The following is an 18,545-nucleotide window of genomic DNA, read 5'->3' as shown; positions in this document are numbered from 1 at the left end:
TCATCGTGACGAACATCGACGCCGAAACCGTCACCCGGACCCGGCCCAGGCTGCGGCTCCAGGACCATCCGCTCGGCCTGGCCGGTCTGCTGATCCTGATCCTGCTGGTCGGGTTCTGCTTCCTCGGGCCGCTCCTCCACCACACCAACCAGACCGACGTCGACATCGTCAACGCGGCCTTGCCGCCCGGTCCCGGCTATCCGCTCGGCACCGACACGAACGGGTTCGACGTCCTCGGCCGGCTGATGCGCGGCGGCCAGGTCTCCCTACAGATCGGACTGCTCGCGGCGGTCACCGCGACCACGATCGGCACGCTGTACGGCGCGGTCGCCGGGCTCGCGGGCGGTGTCCTCGACGGCGCCCTGATGCGGCTCGTCGACGTCGGGCTGTCGGTACCGTTCCTGTTCGTCGTACTGATCCTGTCGGCCCGGTTCAACGCCAGCGTCTGGTCGTTGAGCCTGGTGATCGGCGGGTTCTCGTGGCTGGTCGCGGCCCGGCTGGTCCGCGGCGAGGTGCTCGTACTGCGGGTCCGGGAGTTCGTCCTCGCCGCGAAGACGATGGGCGCGTCCCGGCGGCGGCTGATCCTCACCCACCTGATCCCGAACGCCCTCGGCGTGATCATCGTCAACATCACCTTCCAGGTCGCCGACGCGGTGCTGATCGTCGCCACGCTCGGCTTCCTGGGGTTCGGCCTCCGCTACCCCGCCACCGACTGGGGCGGCCAGCTGTCCAGCGGCGTCACCTCGATCACGTCGGGCTACTGGTGGCTCGTCGTACCGGTCGGCGGCTGCATCATCCTCACCGTGCTGGCACTCAACCTGCTCGCCGAGGCCCTCCGCGAGGCCGTCGGCCAAGGCGCCCAGTGAACCTCAAGGAGCGACACATGAAGAACGTGCTCACGGCCGCGGTCGCCATCGCGATGCTGACCGCCGCCTGCTCAAGCAGTGGCGCTACGCAGAAGGCGGACGCCGGCAGCTACGACAAACTGCCCGGCGAGACCGGCAAGCCGAAGGCCGGCGGCACCGTGACCGTTGCCCTCAGCCCCGGTCTGAACCCGAACTACATCTACCCCTACGAACCGGCGTCGCAGAACGGCGGCGTGATCGCCCGCGGTCTGCTCTGGCGATCGCTCTACCGCGCGAGCAGCGAGGGCGACAAGCCCGTCGATCCCGAGCTGAGCATGGCCGAGCAGCCGAAGTACAGCGCCGACCGGAAGACCGTGACGATCGCGCTCAAGGACTACAAGTGGTCCGACGGTACGCCGGTCACCGCGGACGACGTCGTGTTCTCGATCGCGCTGCTGAAGGCCGCGATCGCGGAGGACCCGGCCAACTGGAGCTTCTACACGCCGGGCCAGTTCCCGGACGGCTTCACGGTCCTGGCCACGGACCCGCGGACCGTGACGATGAAGCTCACGAAGGCGTACAACCCGTCGTACCTGCTCTCGATGCTGGAACTGATCTACGTACTGCCCTCGAAGGCGTGGAACATCGCCAAGGAGGGCGGGCCACACCTGGACTACAACCAGCCGAAGAACGCGCACGCGATCTACAAGTACCTGACCAAGGCATCGGAGTCACAGGCGACGTTCACCACCAACCCGCTCTGGCAGATGGTGAACGGGCCGTACAAGCTGAAGACGTTCGACCCCGCGACCGGCTCGTACTCGCTGGTGCCGAACAAGGCGTACAGCGGACCGGGTGAGTCCCGGATCGACCGGATCGACTTCAAGACGTTCACGTCGACAGTTGCCACGTTCAACCAGTTCAAGGCCGGTACGCTCACCGTCGGCACGCTCGACTCCGGGTACATCTCCCAGGTCGACGCGCTCAAGAAGCAGGGCTACAACGTGTACGGCGCACCCGCGCCGGCGCGGCTCGACTACCTGACGATCAACTTCAAGAACACCACCAACCACTTCGACAAGGTGATCGCCCAGCTGTACGTCCGGCAGGCGCTGCAGCACCTGATCGACCAGCCCGGGTACATCAAGAGCCGCGGCGTCTACAACGGCGCCGCAACCGAGAACTACAGCACCGCCGGCATCGGGTCGCCGTACCCGCCCGACTTCGGTACGACGCCGCCGTACCCGCATGACACCGCGGCCGCGCAGAAGCTGCTCACCGACCACGGCTGGAAGGTCGTACCGGACGGCACCACCACGTGCGAACGACCCGGCACCGGGCCGGACCAGTGCGGCGCGGGCATCCCGGCCGGGCAGCCGCTCAGCTTCAACCTGATCGCCGCGAACAGCCCGTCGTACGTCGAGGCCCGCGACGTCGCGTTCGTGTCCGCGGCGAAGAAGCTCGGGATCACGGTGAAGTCCGAGACGAAGGCCGTCAACTACATCTACGAGAACTACGGGAACACGTTCGCGCCGGCCAAGAAGAACGAGTGGGCGCTGCTCGACTCCGGCTCGCTGTACCAGGCCGTCGGGTACCCGAGCAGCAACACGCTCTTCAACACCACCGGCAGCTTCAACCTCGGCAGCTACAGCAACCCCGCGGCGGACAAGCTGATCGACGCGTCCACGTTCGGCGCCGACCCGAAGGCGCTCAGCGCCGAGGTGACCCTGCTCGGCAAGGACCTGCCGGTGCTGTACCTGCCGACGCCGGACACGCTCGTGGTCTGGAAGAACACGCTGTCCGGACCACCGTCGTCGTTCCGGTCGCTGCTCAGCTTCCTGTACTCGCCCGAGCTCTGGTACTTCCACGACTGAAGGAGGCCGCGTGGCCGTCCCACTCACCACGGTGGACCCCGAGGCGGAGTTCGCCGACCTCGGCCGGCTCCGGGAACTGATCGGTGACGCCCGGATCGTCGCGCTCGGCGAAGGCGCCCACAACGTCACCGAGTTCTACCGGATCAAGGACCGGATCCTCCGGTTCCTGGTCCGGGAGCTGGGCTTCACCGCGTTCGTGATGGAGTCCGGGTACGCCGAGGGGCTGACCGTGGCGGAGTGGATCCGCGGCGGCACCGGACCCGTCGATGCGGTGGCGCGGGACGGCATCACGTACCGGTTCGGGGAGTGCGAGCCGATGCGCCGGCAGCTGGAATGGATGCGCCGGCAGAACGGCCGGGTCCGGTTCTACGGGATGGACCTGCCCGGTTCGTCCACGTCCCCCGGGTCCGCCGTTCGCGCTTGCCTCGCGCGGATGCCGCGGCATCCCGGCGACGAGGAGCTGCTCCGGCTGAGCGAGCTCGGCGGCCGCACCGAGGCAGCGATCCGGCTCGACCGGATGCCGGCCGCGGAACGGTTCCAGCTGCTCGACGGGCTCACGCGACTCGAGGACCGCGCGGCCGTTCTCGGCGACGAGATCGCGATCCGGTGCGCCGCTTCGCTGCACGCGTTCGTCGAGGAGCTGGCCGGACCGGTCAGCGGGCCGTACCCGCGGGACGTGTTCATGGCCGATACCGTGCGCTGGATCGCGGACCGCGAGGACCGCATCGTGGTCAGCGCGCACAACGCCCATGTCCAGCGCACCCCGTTCCTCGGCCGGACGACGGTCGGCGGAATGCTGCCCGCCGACGGCGTCGTAGTGATTGGTACGACCTACGGAACGGGCCCGGAGGTCCGCTTCACCGAGCGCAGCGCGCGGCCGTTCGACTGTGACGTGACGCTCGAACAGCGGGTGCCGCCGCCGAACAGCATCGAGGCCCGGCTCGACCGCCTCGGGTATCCGATCGCGCTCGTGGAGCCCGCCGACATGGTTGCCGAAGGCATGCTCTCGAACGGCGAGTTCGTGCCGACCGACTGCGCGGCGGCGTACGACGCGCTGATCCACTTCCGCGAGGTCCATCGCATCCCCGGCGCCTTCGAGCGGCTCCGGGCCGAGTTCACCCCGGAGCCGGCGTGATCCCCTACCCACCGAGCCGCACCGTCGACGCCGCCGAGAACGTGGCCGGGGTCCGGGTCCCCGACCCGTACCGCTGGCTCGAGGACGACACCGACGAGGTCCACGAGTGGCAACGACAGCAGGCCTCGCTCGCGACCGCCGTCGCCTACCGGGGCCAGGACCCGGCCGCGGCGCGGAAGCTGATCGAGACGTACGACGCCGGCGCGCGGCCGCCGCTGCCGAAGTACGCCGCCGGCCGCTGGTTCCGCGGTACGACCGAACTCGTCGTCGCGGACGAGCCGTACGGCGACGGGCAGGTGCTGCACCGGCTCGACGACGGCGCCGTACTGTCGTGGCTCTCGCCGTCGCCGGACGGGCGGGTGCTCGCGATCGGCGTCTGCACCGACGGCAGCGAGAACAACACGATCCGGCTCATCTCCGCCGTGACCGGAGAGTTGCTGGACGGGGCGCCGACGCAGGTGCTGCACGACGCCTGGACCGGTGGTGCGGCCTGGCTGCCGGACAGCAGCGGGTTCTTCTTCTCGGCGCTCACGGGCAGCGTGCACGACTTCGAGCGGGCGGTCTTCCGGCATGTTCTGGGCGGCGGTACGTCGATTGAGCCGGTGCCGATCTGGCCCGGGTCGCGCGAGCACACGGTGATCCAGTTCTCGCCGGACGGGCGGTGGGCGGTCGCGAGTCACCGGCTGGGCAGCCCGGTCCCGATCGCGGTCCGCGACCTGACGTCGGACGACGGCTGGCGGCCGTTCATGACGACCTGCGACGGCATGGTCGCCGGTCACGTCGTCGGTGATCGGTACGTCGGTGTGACCGATGTGGGTGCGGCCCGCGGGCGGCTGGTCGCGATTCCGCTGGACGCTGCGGATCCGGACGATCCGGCGCAGTGGATCGAGCTGGTGCCGGAGGGGTCGACGGTGATCCGGTCGGTGCAGCCTGTCGGCTCCTACCTTTACCTGAACGAGTTCGACGACACGTATGCCCGGATCCGGGTGGTCGACACCGCCGGTATGCCGGTGGGCGACGTACCGCTGCCGGGCCGGGGCGCCGTCGCGGTGCCGTTCTTCCCGTTGATGAGCCTGGCCGCGGGCAACCGGCCGGACGAGTTCGTGTTCGCGTTCTCTACATTGACCAGCTCGTGGGGCGTCTACCGGCATCGGCCCGGCGACGACACGATCGAGGAGCTCGTCGCGCCGGCCGTGACGCTGGACGCGACGGTCGAGGACCACTTCGCGGTCGCCCCGGACGGTGAGCGGATCCCGTTCCGGTTGGTCCGGCGGACGGCGGGAGGTCCGGTGCTGATCTCGGCGTACGGCGCGGCGAACGTGCCGTACCTGCCTTCGTACCAAAGCGATCTGGCCGCGTTCGTGTCCGCGGACGGGGTGTTCGTGCAGGCGCATCTGCGTGGCGGCGGCGAGTACGGGCGCGATTGGTATCTCGCGGCGCACCGGGAGCGGCGGTACGTCCGGGACTCCGATCTGGTCGCGGTTGCCGAGCACCTGATCGCTCAAGGGCTCGCGACGCCTGATCGGCTGGCGTTGACCGGCGGTTCGGACGGCGGGCTGATGTGTGGGGTCGCGGTGACGAAGCGGCCCGACCTGTGGCGTGCGGTGCTGCCGCGGGCGCCGCTGCTCGACCTGATCGGCGGCCTCCGCGATCCGTACCTCGACTTCGTGATCCGCAAGGCGTGGGGCGATCCCGACGACCCCGGCGAGATCCGCCGGCTGCTCGGGTTGTCGCCGTACCAGCTGGTCGAGCCGAACGTCTTCCCCGCCGTCTACCTGCAGGCCGGCGCGACCGATCCGCGCTGCCGGCCGTGGCACGCGCGGAAGTTCGCCGCGCGGTTGCAGGCCGCGCAGCAGGGCGAGCTGCCGATCCTCGTGCATGTGTACGACGACGCGGGGCACGGCGCGGCGACCAGCGAGGAGGTGGCGCTGACGCAGGACGCGGAATGGCTCGCGTTCCTGCTCGGGTCGCTCGGCCTAGCGTGACGTCAGCGTCATCAGGCGCAGCTGCAGCATCATCGCGAACCGGACGTCGGGGTCGTCGAGGTCGATCCCGCCGACCTCGGCGACCCGGCGCAGGCGGTACCGGAACGTGTTCGTGTGCACGTACATCGCCGCGGACGCGACCGCGACGTCGCCGAACGCGTCGAGCCAGGCCCGGAGCGTGTCCACCAGAAGGCTACGGTGCTTCGCGTCGTACGCCGCCAGCCGCGCGACCGGGCCGGACGACAGGTCGTCGCGCGGGACCAGGTCGGCGAGCTCGAGCAGCAGCGCCTCGACGTACACGTCCGCGACCCTTGCGACCTGCTGGGTGGAGCCGCGGGACCTGAGCACCCGGAGCGCGCGGTCGGCGCCGGTCCGGGAACGGGACAGGGCGGACCCGTCGACGACCGGTGAGCCGATGCCGACCAGCGGCCGCAGGCGGGGGCCGATCCGGCCGAGGAAGTCGGTGGCGATCCGCACCGCCCGGTCCTCGGCGTCCGGGCGAGCGTCGGCGTCGGGGCGGGTTCGTGGCAGCGGTACGACGCCGTACGCGACCTCGCCGATCAGACCGGCCGCCGACCGCGGGTGCACCGCGGCCAGATGCATCCCAAACGCATCCGCCAACCGCTTGCGCTCAGCAACAAGCTCAGCAGCAGTCCGCCCCAAGACCTCCGCGCCGGCCCGACCGTCACCCCCACCTCCCGCCCTGCTTGCCGTCCCGCTTCCCGACCCGCCGTCGGCGTCGAGGAGGCCGACGGCGAGGACTACGGCGGGCTCGTCGGCCAGGCCCAGGCGGCGGATTGCCTCGCCGGAGCCCGGGCCGCTCTCCAGTGCCGTCCGCAGCAGGTCCGCGCGCAGCCGCCGCTCGACGTCGGCCCCGGCGCGCTGCCGGATCATGTACAGCGCGACCTGCTTCGCCGCATCGCACAGCGCCTGCCCACGATCCGGCGGCAGCGGCTCGGTGACGGCCGCCCAGATCGTGCCGAGGATCTCGTCTCCGGCCCGGACCGCGATCGCCACCCGCGGCAGCTCGCCGTACTCCGGCAGCGGCGCCACGAACACCGGCTGGTCGGTCCGGAAGATCTCCTGGAACACGCCACGCTCGCGCAGGATCCGGGTGTACTCGCGCGGCACCTGCCGGGACAGGATCGTCTGCACCCGGGACGGGTCGGCCGCCTCCTGGCGCCCGGAGAACGCCAGCACCCGGGTGCTCGGATCCTCGATCGTGATCGGCGCGTCCAGCAGCGCCGCGATCGCGTTCGCCAGCGCGAACAGGTCACCGGCCGGGATCCCGCCGAGCGCTTCGAGCGCGCCCGGGTGTCCCCCGGCGATCAACGACCGCACCATCGACGTCAGCTGGGTCCACGAGGCGCCACGGGCCAACGCCAGTACGACGACCCCGGTCCGCTCGGCGGCCGCGACCAGCTCCTCGTCCGCCACGACGGGAGCCCGGACCACGAGCGCCGCGGCGCCGTGCCGCCCGACCTCTCCGACCACCCGGACCAGATCGGCCGGGTCGTGCAGGCCGACGCCGAGCACCAGCGCCTGCCGGGGCAGCACCTGGTCGTCGAGTGGGTCGTGGATGACCACGCCGCCGAGGTCGTCGGCACGGCCCGGATCGCCGCACACCACGTCGAGCAGCGTCGTACCGATGTCGTCGAGGACACCTTCCAGGCCGGCCCGGACGGGATTCGCGGTCGGGACGAGCACGTCCTCGACGCTAGTTCCACCGTACCCGGCCGGAGGTTGTCGCATACGACGAAATTATGCGGTCGATCCGTCCGATCCGACAAGATCGATCCATTCGGTCCGGACGGTCACCGCGTCCAGCACGTCCGGCAGCGGCGCGACCCCGAGTCCCGGACCCGTCGGAACCGCGAGCCGGCCGTCGCTGAGCTCGAACGGAGGCGTGATGTCCGTCCGGTAGTACCTGGCGGACGCGGACGTGTCGCCGGGGAACGCGAACCCGGGCAGCGCGGCCAGCGCCAGGTTGGCGGCCCGGCCAAGTCCGGTTTCGAGCATGCCGCCGCACCACACCGGTACGCCGTTCGCCGTACAGACGTCGTGGATCCGGCGGGCCTCCAGGTAGCCGCCGACCCGGCCGGATTTGATGTTGACGATCCGGCAGGCGCCGATTGCGATCGCGTCCGCCGCCGCGCGGGCCGAGACGATCGACTCGTCCAGGCAGATCGGGGTCCGGAGCAGCCGGGCGAGCTCGGCGTGACCGCGCAGGTCGTCCTCGTGCAGCGGCTGTTCGAGCAGCAGCAGCTCGAACGGGTCCAGCCGGGCGAGCTGCCGGGCGTCGCTCAGCCGGTACGCCGTGTTCGCGTCGACCTGCAACGGGATGTCGCCGAACCGTTCCCGGACCGCGCGCACCGGCTCGACGTCCCAGCCCGGCTCGATCTTCAGCTTGATCCGCAGGTACCCCTGGTCGAGGTACCCCGCGACGGCGTCGAGCAGCGCCGGGATCGACTCGGTGATGCCGACCGACACCCCGCACTCGGCCTCGTCCCGGACCGCGCCGAGGTACTGCCCGAACGACATTCCGCGGGCGCGCAGTTCGGCGTCCAGCACGGCGGTCTCCAACGCCGCCTTCGCCATCCGGTGCCCCTTGACCTGGGCCGTCGCGGGCGCGACCTGCTGCGCGGTGGTCACGCCTGCCACCGCGGGAATCAGGTAGCTGCGCAGTACGTCGGCCGCGCCCTGGGTGTACTCCGAGGAGTAGAAGGGCTCGCGGCTGGTCCCGGACTCACCCCAGCCCTCGGCCTCGTCGGTGACCGCCCGGACGAGCAGCGCCTCGCGGACCGTCTCGGTCCCGAACGAGGTCCGGAACGGTGTCACCAACGGCATCTCGATGGTCCGGAGCTCAACCCCGACGAGCTTCACAACGCTGCCTCCCTCTCGACGATGTACCAGCCAGTGCGATCGAACCCGCGGATCCGCGCCCGGTCCGCGAGCAGCCCACCGAGCACCTCTCGCACCGCCGCCCGCCAATCGGCAGCCGCCGCCGGATCGGTGGTCCGGAGCTTCTCGATGTCAGGCGGTACGGCGACGCGAACGAGCCGGCCGCCGCCGTTTCCGGGCTGCGGTCTCCCGGCAGCCGTGATACCCAGCGCGACCTCCGCCGTCCGCCCTGGCACCCGAGGCTGCCCGTTGCAGGCGGCAACCACTCGGTCGGCGCGCAGATGCCAGCGCGCCAGCAGCCGGTCCGTGTCGTCGGCGGCGTTGATCGCGTCGTCGATCCGGCCGTAGAAGTTCGGCAGGTACTCGGCCGCGTCCGCGGCCAGCTTGCCCAGGTTGAAGTACGCGTTCCGCCGGATCAGCGGGTCGAACGTCCAGGAGATCTCGTGCGCACCGTGCGCCAGCGTCCAGGCGCGCTGGTGAAGCTTCAACGCATAGCCCACCCCACGCCGCTGCGGCAGTACGCCGGTGATGTGACTGTGCAACGACCCACGACCCGGCGCACCGAAGAACCCGACGCAGGCCCCGACCATCGTGTCGTCGGCGAACGCGCCGTGCACGTAACTGCCCGCCTTGCTCATGGCCCGCAACAGATCCGCCGGGACCGGAGGACCGAACTCGCCGGTCTGCCAGATCCGCTCGAACAACGCACACGCGGCGTCCAGCTCCGGCAACGTGTCCAGGCTGCGAATCGTCACGCCCGCGGCCGCCGCCGCAGCGTCCGCCGGCTCCTGCAGGACATCCGTCATGTGCCGGCCCGCAGTTCGGAGATCAGTGCCGTGAGCAACTGAGTACGTCGCGGCAGCTCGGCCACGATCACGTGCTCGTCGTCGGCGTGCGCGCCGCCGCCGACGGCGCCGAGCCCGTCGAGGGTCGGCGTACCGACTCCGGCGGTGAAGTTCCCGTCCGAGGCGCCGCCGACCGCCAGCTCGCCGGGCGGGGTCAGGCCGAGCCGCTCCGCGATCCGGCAGGCGCGTTCGTATAGATCCTTCGAGACGGCGCGCGACAGCGGCGGCCGGTTCGGTCCGCCCTCGACCGTCACCTCGGCGCCGGGCAGATGCGGTTGCAGCGCGGTCATCGCGCGGTCGACCCGGTCCTGCTCGGCGGCGTCCCAGACCCGTACGTCGACCTCGAAGTGTCCCGCGGCCGGGACGGTGTTCACGGTCGTTCCGGATTCGAGTCGCGTGGGCGTGACCGTCGTACCGCGGGCCGCGTCGCCGAGCGCCGCGACCGCCTGCACCTGGTGCGCGGCCTCGATCGTGGCGTTCACGCCGCGCTCGGGTTCCAGCCCGGCGTGGGCGGCCCGGCCGCGGACGAGTACGTCGTACCGCGAGACGCCTTTTCGTGCGGTCTTCAGCGCGCCGCCCGGGCCGGACGCCTCCAGTACCAGCGCGGCCGCGCAGCCGCGGGCCTCGTCCTCGATCAGCTCACGCGACGACGGCGACCCGAGCTCCTCGTCGCCGGTGATCAGAACGGAGATCCCGTCCAGGTCGTCCAGCGCCGCGAGCGCGTGGAAGATCATCGCGACCCCGGCCTTCATGTCGAAACACCCCGGCCCGGTGAGTACGCCGTCCCGCACCGCGACCGGATGCGTCTCCAGCGACCCGATCGGCCAGACGGTGTCGTGATGCCCGAGCAGCAACACCCGCGGCCGCGCGCCGAACCGCCAGCGCACGTGCTTGTCCGCGATGATCTCCGCTTCCGCCCCCAGCCGTTCCGCCCCGAGCCCGGCCACCACCGCCGCGCTCCGCGCCACGGCCGCCAGGTCCGCGGACGGCGACTCGCACCGCACCAGCCGCTCGATGTCCGCAACCAGCACCAGTACCTCCCCGTCGACTCGGTCCGCACCAGCATCCAGCTCGCACCGTCCCGGCGTCTTGTCCCCGCTCCCCAAAACGACACGCCCGATTGGGACCAGCGGATGAAATATCACCCGGGGTCCCTGCGTTGGGGCTGGCATGAGCGACTGGAATCAGCAGACCATCGAGGAGTTCCGCGCCAACGAGGGCCGGGTCGGCGGCCCGTTCGAGGGCGCCCCGCTGCTCCTCCTGCACCACCACGGACGCAAGAGCGGCAAGGAGTACGTCGCCCCGATGATGTACCTCGCGGACGAGACCGACCCGAAGACCGTCTACGTCTTCGCCAGCAAGGGCGGCGCCCCGACCAACCCCGACTGGTACACCAACCTCACCTCCGCCGGCACCGCGACCGTCGAGGCCGGCACCGAGACCTACACCGTCTCGGTCCACGAGATCAAGGGCGCGGACCGCGACCGCATCTACGCGGAGCAGGCCAAGCGCTTCCCCGGCTTCGCCGAGTACGAGGTGAAGACCGCGGGCATCCGGACCATCCCGGTCCTCGCGCTCACCCGGAGCTGAGCGTCTTCATCGTCACGTAGCTCGTCACCGCGGCAACACCGGGCAGGTCGGCGAGCTTGTTGGCGTGGAAGTCCTCGTACGCGGGCAGATCGGCAACCTCGACCTGGAGCAGGTAGTCGAAGTTGCCGGTCACGTGATGCGCCTGGACGACCTCCGCCAGCCGCAGCACGGCACGCTCGAACGCGACCACTTCGGTACGGGCGTGCCGCACCAGCCGGACGCCGGCGATCACCCGCAGGCCGCGACCGACCGCGGCCGGGTCGACCACTGCCCGGTAGCCGCGGATCACGCCGGCCTCCTCCAGCCGCCGTACCCGGCGCAGGCACGGCGACGGCGACAGCCCGACCTGCTCCGCCAGGTCCGCGTTGCTGATCCGCCCGTCCTTCTCGAGCGCCACCAGGATCGCCCGGTCCACATCATCCACAGTGGCAGATTATTGCTCATTCCCTCCTCCTACCAGCTGCTGTACGGCGGATCCCCGCGCAACTTGCTACCAAATTGCGCCGAATCGCCACTTCCGGCGCCTTGGTAGGACACGCTGGTCGGGACCGATCAGAGGGAGCAGGAGCGATGCCCGGAACCAGTACGACTGCCGTGCACGGCGACCGCGACGTCCATCCGAGCCGAGCCGTCGCGCGGCCGATCTACCAGACCGCGACGTTCGCGGCGGAGGACGCCGAGACGTTCGCGCAGGTCGCCGTCGACCGGCGCGGTCACGACTTCTACACCCGCTACGGCAACCCGAACCACGCACAGGTCGCGGCGGTCGTGGCCGAGCTCGAACACGTCGAGGCGGCGCTGGTCACCGCGTCGGGCATGGCCGCGCTGACGACCGCGGTACTGGCGCTCGTCTCGGCCGGTGACCACGTCATCGGGCAGCGGTCCACCTACGGCGGTACGGCGTCCGTACTGCAGAACCTCCTGCCCCGGCTCGGCATCGCGACCAGTGTCGTCGACCAGACCGACCCGGAGGCGTTCGAGCGTGCGCTGACGCCGCAGACCCGGCTGATCCTGGTGGAGTCGCCCAGCAATCCTCTGCTCCAGCTGACCGACCTCCGCCGCGTCGCGGAACTCGCCGCCGCGCACGACGTACTGACGATGGCCGACAACACGTTCGCCACTCCCCTGAACCAGCGTCCGGCCGACTTCGGAATCGACCTGGTCTGGCACAGCGCGACGAAGTACCTGAACGGCCACACCGACGTGTCGGCCGGCGTACTCGGCGGATCGGCCGCGCTCCTCGACCGCGTCTGGGACGTCGGCGTGCTCACCGGCGCCGTACTCGGGCCGTTCGACGCCTGGCTGTTGCTGCGCGGGCTGCGGACGCTGCCGTTGCGGATGCCGCGGCACAACGCCAACGGGCAGGCGCTGGCGGAGGCACTCGCCGAGCACCCGGCCGTCACGCGGGTGCATTACCCCGGGCTCGCCGGCCATCCGCAGCATGAGCTCGCGCGTAGTCAGCTGTCCGGTTCCGGCGGCGTACTGGCGGTCGAGTTCACCGGTGGGTTCGAGGCCGCGGACGCGTTCCTCGGGCAGCTGCGGTACGCGCGCCGGTCGGCGAGCCTCGGCGGGGTCGAGTCGCTCGCCGTCCACCCCGCGGCGATGTGGCGCGGGATGCTCAGCGAAGAACAGATCGCCGCCTCGGGAGTGCCGCTCGGCCTGGTGCGAGTGGCAGCCGGCGTCGAGGACACCGCCGATCTGGTGGCCGACGTACTCGCCGCCGCGGACGCGGTCGGGCGGAAGTTTGGAGAACAGCGATGACCTCGACCCTGATCCGTGGCGGGAGCGTGCTCAGCCTGGACCCGGTCGTCGGCGATCTCGACCAGGGCGACGTACTGATCACCGACGGCGTCATCGCCGACGTGGCCGCGCAGCTCGACGTACCGGACGGTGCCGAGGTGATCGACGCCACCGGCTGCCTGGTCGCGCCGGGCTTCGTCGACAACCACCGGCACACCTGGCAGACCGCGTTCCGCGGGATCGGCGCGGACTGGACGTTCGCCGACTACGCCGCCGGGCTGCACGGCACGCTCAAGCCGCACTACCGGCCCGAGGACGTGTACCTGGGCAACCTGCTCGGCCGGCTCGAAGCACTGCACTCGGGCGTGACCACGATGCTGGACTGGTTCCACGCCGCGCAGACCCCGGACCACGCCGACGCCGCGCTCGCCGGGCTGCGGGACGCGCCGGGGCGGTCGATCTTCTGTTACGGCGCCGGGTACCGCACCGACGACCTGATCGAGGCCGAGGTCCGCCGCGTGCACGCCGCGATGCCCGCCGACGACCTGCTCACCCTCGCGCTGGGGTTGCGCGGCCCCGACGAAACCACCATGGACAACGTCGCGCTGGACCTGAAACTCGCCGACGAGCTCGGGCTGGGGACCAGCGTGCACGTCGACGGCCTGGACGGCCACCGCCCGATCTCCGCGCTGGCGGAACGCGGGCTGCTCCGGGCGAGTACGACGTTCGTGCACGCCAACGGGGTCAGCGACGACGAACTCCGGATGCTCGCCGACGCCGGCGCCTCGGTGTCGATCAGCCCGGACGTCGAACTCAAGATGGGCTTCGGGCAGCCGATGACGGGCCGCGTACTGGCGGCTGGTCTGCGTCCGACGCTGTCCGTCGACGACACGCCCGCCGTCGGTGGTGACATGTTCTCGACGATGCGAACCGCGTTCGCCGCCCAGCGCGGGATCGACGGCGGGCTGACCGCACGCGAGTTGTTGCGGTTCGCAACGATCGACGCCGCCCGGTCCTGCGGGCTCGGCGACCGGGTCGGTACCGTTGCCCCTGGCAAGAATGCGGACCTGGTACTGCTCCGCGCCGACGACCTGACCGTCACCCCGTTCAGCAACCCCGCGGGCATGATCGTCACCTCCGGCCACCCGGGCCTCGTCGACACGGTCCTGGTCGCCGGCCGAACCGTCAAACGCAACGGCCACCTGGTCGGCGTCGACCTCCCCACCCTGAAGGCCCGCCTGATCGAGTCCCGCAACCACCTCGCCACCGCGGCCGGCGTACCACTCGACGGCACCTGGCGCCCGGGCACCACCGCATGACAGCGCGGCGGCGCGAGTTCGTGCAGGTCGACGTGTTCGCCAGTACGCCGTACCTCGGGAACCCGGTCGCGGTCGTCCTCGACGGCACCGACCTGGCCGACGACCAGCTCCAGCAAGTCGCCCGGTGGACCAACCTGTCCGAGACGACGTTCGTGCTGCCACCCACCAGCCCGGCCGCGGACTACCGACTCCGGATCTTCACTCCGGGCGGCGAACTCCCCTTCGCCGGGCACCCGACGCTTGGCTCGGCCCGTGCCTGGCTGGACACCGGCGGCGTGCCACGACGCGCGGACCTCGTCGTACAGGAATGCGCCATCGGTCTGGTGAAGGTACGCCGTACCGACGACACCCTGGCCTTCGCGGCACCGCCACTGATCCGCAGCGGCGCTGTCGACGAGGAGTACGTCGGTCAACTCGTCGACGCGTTCGGGATCACGCGCGATCAGGTCATCGACCACCAATGGGTCGACAACGGCCCCGGTTGGGCCGTGCTTCGCCTCGCCACCGCGGCCGAGGTCCTCGCCCTGGAGCCGGACCTGTCCCGCATCCCGACGGCGATGGTCGGCGCGCTCGGTGCGTACCCGGCCGGCTCCCCGCACACCTTCGAGCTGCGCACGTTCGCGCCCGGCGCCGGCGTACCGGAGGATCCGGCCTGCGGGAGCATGAACGCCGGCATCGCCCGCTGGCTGGCGATCCCGGAGTACCAGGTCTCGCAGGGCGCCCGCCTCGCGCGCGCCGCCTCCATCAGCGTCACCACCGATCGCGACGGCACCATCTGGGTCGGCGGCTCCACCACCCCGTGCATCCACGGCACCATCACGATCTGACCGCAGGGGGCACGAACTGGTTGCCCACCACCACTGATTCCTGCGCTGATTCCTGCGCTGATTCCTGGGTACCCCGTACGCTCGATTCGTGTGAACCTGAGAAGCAGTCGGCTCGTGATCGGTCTCGGTGTGTTCGTGTTCGTCGCGACCCTGCTGGATCTGGTCACGATCGGCGTACTGCGCTCCTTCGACCACTACGTCATCCCGGTCGCCCGGCCCGCCGGGGAGCCGTCGTCGACCTGGTGGCAGGCGCTCGCGGACATCGGCGGGGTCGGCGTACTGACCGTGGTCCTGGTCGGGACCGCGGTCCTGCATCTCTACCGGCGTCGCCCGATCCGGCAACTGGTGCGGGCGGCCGTCTGGATCGCGATCGTCGAGGCGGTGATCTGGCTCACGAAGCTCGCCGTCGGCCGTACGCCGCCGCGCTCGCACGTCGACCGCCTCGCGGACGGCGGGATGTCCTGGCCGTCCGGCCACACCGCCGACAGCCTCGCGCTGCTGCTGATCGCGGTCACCCTGCTCACTACTCCGGGCACCCGCCTCGACCGGTTCGCCGTCTGGGCCGTGCCCGTCGTCTCCGCCGGCGTGGCCGTGGCGACCGTACATCTCCACTACCACTGGCCGACCGACACGCTCGGCGGCTGGTCGCTGGGCCTCGCACTGGGCCTGCTCGCCCGTCGCTCGCTGCGATAACCGCACCCCGGAGGCACGCTCACTTGTGCCTACCGCAACACTCGGAGCGTGGCATCGACAACCCACGCACCGACCAAGCCCGCCAGCGAGCGCTTCGCCGCAGCCATGGCCGCGGTCACCCGCAGGCTTCCCGGAAGACTCTCGACCATCGTCCCGCCGAGCCTGATCGGCTTCGCGCTGATCAACGGCTTCACCTTCGGCGTCGACCTCGCGCTGCTCACCGCACTCCGCTCGTGGGCACGCCTGCCGCTGTGGCTGGCCATCACGATCGCGTACTGCACGGCGTTCGCCCTGAGCTACGTCCTTAACCGCGCGTTCAACTTCCGGTCACACGCACCGGTCGGACCACAGCTCACGAAGTACGCAATCGTTGTCGCAGTCAACTATTTCGCGCTGATCCTCGGCCTCACCACGGCACTGTCCGCCGTCGGCCTCGAGTACCACCTGTCCCGCATCACCGCCGGCCTCTGCGAAGGCGTCTTCATGTACTGCGTACTGCGCTGGATCGTGTTCCGTCCGTCGGCCTGACGTCCTCGTGCAGGTCGCGGTCGAGGTGGTCGGCGTGGAACAGCGCCTGGTCCAGCAGACCTTTGACGTGATCGTCGGCGGCTGAGTAGTACACGAAGGTCCCTTCGCGGCGGCCCTTGACCAGGCCCGCGAGCCGTAGCTTCGCCAGGTGCTGGCTGACCGCGGTCGGCGCGGCACCGGCCAGCTCGGCGAGGCAGGCGACCGACGACTCACCTTGCAGCAGCGCCCACAACACCTTGATCCGGGTCGGGTCGGCCAGTAGCCGGAACGACTCCGCCGCGAGGTGCACCTGCTCCTCGTTCGGCATCTCGAAATCTTCGATCGACGAGTGCATGTCCCCGATCCTACGCTTGCCTGCTTACTTGCGTACCTGCATGCTTGCGCATGTACGCTGGTCAGGTGAGCGTCGATCTGAAGCCCGTCGAGTCGGCGAGCGCCCCCGGTCTGAGCCGGGATCCGTGGTGGCGTAGCGCGTGGTCGTTGGCCGAGGTTCGGTGGGCCGGAATCGCGACGTCGCTGTTCCTGGCCGGGCTCGTCGCGCACCTCGGCGGGGCGCCGGGCTGGGTGACATGGCCGCTGTTCCTGGCCTGTTACGCGGCCGGCGGTTGGGAGCCTGGCTGGGCCGGGCTGCAGGCCCTGCGCGAGCGGCGGCTCGACGTCGACCTGCTGATGGTCGTGGCCGCGATCGCCGCCGCCGCGATCGGGCAGGTACTCGACGGCGGACTGTTGATCGTCATCTTCGCCACCTCGGGCGCCCTGGAGGCGGTCGCGACCAAGCGCACCGAGGACTCGGTCCGCGGGCTGCTCGACCTGGCACCCGAGACCGCGACCCGTCTCGGCGACCGGGCCGAGGAGCAGGTACCGGTCGGCGAACTGGTCGTCGGCGACCTCGTCCTGGTACGGCCGGGTGAACGGATCGGCGCCGACGGGACCGTCACCGACGGTGCCAGCGAGGTCGACCAGGCCACGATCACCGGCGAGCCGTTGCCGGTCGACAAGACCGTCGGCGACGAGGTGTTCGCCGGCACCGTGAACGGCAGCGGCGCTCTGCGCGTCCGGGTCGATCGCCCGGCCGGGGAGTCGGTCGTCGCCCGCATCGCGGCGCTGGTGGAGGAGGCGTCGCGGACGAAGGCGACGACGCAGTTGTTCATCGACAAGGTCGAGCAGCGGTACTCGATCGGCATGGTCACGGTCACCGTCCTGCTGCTCACGGTGCCGCTGCTACTCGGGCACGCGTTCACGCCGACGTTGCTGCGGGCAATGACCTTCATGATCGTCGCGTCACCGTGCGCCGTCGTACTGGCCACGATGCCGCCGCTCCTCGCCGCGATCGCCAACGCCGGCCGTCACGGCGTACTGGTGAAGTCCGCTGTCGTCATGGAAACCCTCGGTACGACGACCCGCGTAGCACTCGACAAAACCGGCACCCTGACCCGCGGCACCCCACACCTGGCCACCATCCGCCCGCTCCACACGGAGGTCAAGGAAGGGGACCAACTGCACGAAGACGAGCTGCTCGGCCTGGCCGCCTCCGCCGAACACCCCAGCGAACACCCACTCGCCACCGCAATCGTCCGCGCCGCACGGGACCGCGGCATCCCCCTCCATCCAGTCGAAACCTTCCACGCCACCCCCGGCCACGGCATCACGGCCAGCATCGCCGGCCAACGCATAACCATCGGCGCACCAACCCACTCTGCGCCGACCGACGCACCTGCCGCGCCCCACGACACGGCACTGGACCCACACTCCACCTCCGCGGCGCGGGAGTTGCAGGCTGGTGGGGCTACTGCGGTGGTGATGGCTGTTGACGGCGTACCGGTGGCGGTGTTCGGCATCGTGGACCAGGTCCGCCCCGAAGCCGCCTCCGCGGTCGCCGGTATCACCACCGTCACCGGGCAGGCGCCCGTACTCCTGACCGGCGACAACCGCGCCGCCGCGCGGGCGATCGCGTCCGCCGTAGGCATCTCCGACGTACGCTCCGAACTCCTCCCGGACGGCAAGGTCTCCCACATCCAGCAACTGCAGGCCGCCGGAGCCCGCGTCGCCGCCGTCGGTGACGGCATCAACGACGCACCGGCCCTCGCCGCCGCCGACACCGGCATCGCGATGGGCGGCGCCGGATCCGACCTCACCCTGCAAACCGCCGACGCGGTCATCGTCCGCGACGACCTCACCACGATCCCAACCCTGATCGAGCTGTCCCGCCGCGCCCGCCGCGTGGTCACCGCGAACCTGATCATCGCGGCCACCTTCATCACTG

The 18,545-nt window shown here is 70.7% G+C and carries 17 protein-coding genes; 11 read left to right on the top strand and 6 right to left on the bottom strand.

Translation table 11 applies throughout. The features are described 5' to 3' along the window. The first annotated feature begins 5 nt into the window (after positions 1-5). Genes VFF46_RS29555 through VFF46_RS29540 form a run of 4 tightly spaced genes read left to right on the top strand, consistent with a single transcriptional unit; the run spans position 6 to position 5,839 of the window. The gene (locus VFF46_RS29555; RefSeq protein WP_325040507.1) at positions 6-866 is read left to right on the top strand and encodes an ABC transporter permease; all 861 of its coding nucleotides are present in this window, start codon (positions 6-8) and stop codon (positions 864-866) included. A gap of 17 nt (positions 867-883) precedes the next feature. Continuing rightward, complete coding sequence (locus VFF46_RS29550) at positions 884-2,719, top strand: ABC transporter substrate-binding protein (protein WP_325040506.1); 1,836 nt, start codon at positions 884-886, stop codon at positions 2,717-2,719. 10 nt (positions 2,720-2,729) lie between these two features. Next, a complete protein-coding gene (locus tag VFF46_RS29545) occupies positions 2,730-3,854 on the top strand; it encodes an erythromycin esterase family protein (RefSeq protein WP_325040505.1) in 1,125 nt (374 codons plus the stop codon). Next, positions 3,851-5,839, top strand: coding sequence for a prolyl oligopeptidase family serine peptidase (locus tag VFF46_RS29540; RefSeq protein WP_325040504.1), 1,989 nt, complete (start codon positions 3,851-3,853; stop codon positions 5,837-5,839). Before VFF46_RS29545 ends, VFF46_RS29540 begins: the two co-directional genes overlap by 4 nt. Here VFF46_RS29540 and VFF46_RS29535 read toward each other — a convergent pair. Genes VFF46_RS29535 through VFF46_RS29520 form a run of 4 tightly spaced genes read right to left on the bottom strand, consistent with a single transcriptional unit; the run spans position 5,831 to position 10,616 of the window. Continuing rightward, positions 5,831-7,591, bottom strand: a complete 1,761-nt coding sequence (locus VFF46_RS29535; protein ID WP_325040503.1) for a helix-turn-helix domain-containing protein — start codon at positions 7,589-7,591, stop codon at positions 5,831-5,833. The two genes, VFF46_RS29540 and VFF46_RS29535, sit on opposite strands and share 9 nt — an antisense overlap. Positions 7,592-7,600: 9 nt before the next feature. Beyond that, positions 7,601-8,722 carry an o-succinylbenzoate synthase gene (gene menC / locus VFF46_RS29530; RefSeq protein WP_325040502.1) on the bottom strand — a complete coding sequence of 374 codons (1,122 nt, stop codon included), beginning with the start codon at positions 8,720-8,722 and terminating at the stop codon, positions 7,601-7,603. Further along, positions 8,719-9,546: a GNAT family N-acetyltransferase gene (locus VFF46_RS29525; protein ID WP_325040501.1), complete on the bottom strand. Its 828-nt coding sequence runs from the start codon at positions 9,544-9,546 to the stop codon at positions 8,719-8,721. The genes menC and VFF46_RS29525 overlap by 4 nt, the downstream gene beginning before the upstream one ends. After that, the gene (locus VFF46_RS29520) at positions 9,543-10,616 is read right to left on the bottom strand and encodes a M20 family metallopeptidase (RefSeq protein WP_325040500.1); all 1,074 of its coding nucleotides are present in this window, start codon (positions 10,614-10,616) and stop codon (positions 9,543-9,545) included. Before VFF46_RS29520 ends, VFF46_RS29525 begins: the two co-directional genes overlap by 4 nt. A gap of 139 nt (positions 10,617-10,755) precedes the next feature. Here VFF46_RS29520 and VFF46_RS29515 point away from each other — a divergent pair, with 139 nt between their 5' ends. Then, positions 10,756-11,175 (top strand): nitroreductase family deazaflavin-dependent oxidoreductase, encoded by a 420-nt coding sequence (locus VFF46_RS29515; RefSeq protein ID WP_325040499.1) that lies wholly within the window; start codon positions 10,756-10,758, stop codon positions 11,173-11,175. Here the strand turns inward: VFF46_RS29515 and VFF46_RS29510 are convergent. Next, a complete protein-coding gene (locus VFF46_RS29510) occupies positions 11,162-11,599 on the bottom strand; it encodes an Lrp/AsnC family transcriptional regulator (protein ID WP_325040498.1) in 438 nt (145 codons plus the stop codon). The genes VFF46_RS29515 and VFF46_RS29510 overlap by 14 nt on opposite strands. A gap of 146 nt (positions 11,600-11,745) precedes the next feature. Here VFF46_RS29510 and VFF46_RS29505 point away from each other — a divergent pair, with 146 nt between their 5' ends. The 5 genes from VFF46_RS29505 to VFF46_RS29485 all read left to right on the top strand — a co-directional run bounded on the left by VFF46_RS29505 (position 11,746) and on the right by VFF46_RS29485 (position 16,282). Further along, positions 11,746-12,936 (top strand): aminotransferase class I/II-fold pyridoxal phosphate-dependent enzyme, encoded by a 1,191-nt coding sequence (locus VFF46_RS29505; protein WP_325040497.1) that lies wholly within the window; start codon positions 11,746-11,748, stop codon positions 12,934-12,936. Continuing rightward, positions 12,933-14,234 (top strand): amidohydrolase family protein, encoded by a 1,302-nt coding sequence (locus tag VFF46_RS29500; protein ID WP_325040496.1) that lies wholly within the window; start codon positions 12,933-12,935, stop codon positions 14,232-14,234. The genes VFF46_RS29505 and VFF46_RS29500 overlap by 4 nt, the downstream gene beginning before the upstream one ends. Further along, a complete protein-coding gene (locus VFF46_RS29495; RefSeq protein WP_325040495.1) occupies positions 14,231-15,061 on the top strand; it encodes a PhzF family phenazine biosynthesis protein in 831 nt (276 codons plus the stop codon). The genes VFF46_RS29500 and VFF46_RS29495 overlap by 4 nt, the downstream gene beginning before the upstream one ends. 114 nt (positions 15,062-15,175) lie before the next feature. Beyond that, entirely contained in the window at positions 15,176-15,754 is a 579-nt protein-coding gene (locus VFF46_RS29490) for a phosphatase PAP2 family protein (protein ID WP_325040494.1), read from the top strand. 48 nt (positions 15,755-15,802) lie between these two features. After that, entirely contained in the window at positions 15,803-16,282 is a 480-nt protein-coding gene (locus VFF46_RS29485; protein WP_325040493.1) for a GtrA family protein, read from the top strand. Here VFF46_RS29485 and VFF46_RS29480 read toward each other — a convergent pair. Beyond that, a complete protein-coding gene (locus VFF46_RS29480; protein ID WP_325040492.1) occupies positions 16,236-16,616 on the bottom strand; it encodes a metalloregulator ArsR/SmtB family transcription factor in 381 nt (126 codons plus the stop codon). The genes VFF46_RS29485 and VFF46_RS29480 overlap by 47 nt on opposite strands. 65 nt (positions 16,617-16,681) lie before the next feature. Between VFF46_RS29480 and VFF46_RS29475 the strand changes: the two genes are divergently transcribed. After that, the coding region (locus VFF46_RS29475) for a heavy metal translocating P-type ATPase (RefSeq protein WP_325040491.1) at positions 16,682-18,545 on the top strand (1,864 nt) is incomplete at its 3' end.

This window comes from Kribbella sp., from assembly GCF_035655035.1.
Lineage (GTDB): Bacteria > Actinomycetota > Actinomycetes > Propionibacteriales > Kribbellaceae > Kribbella.
The sequence above is the reverse complement of the archived record's forward strand: the minus strand, read 5'-3'. Positions and strand labels throughout refer to the sequence as shown.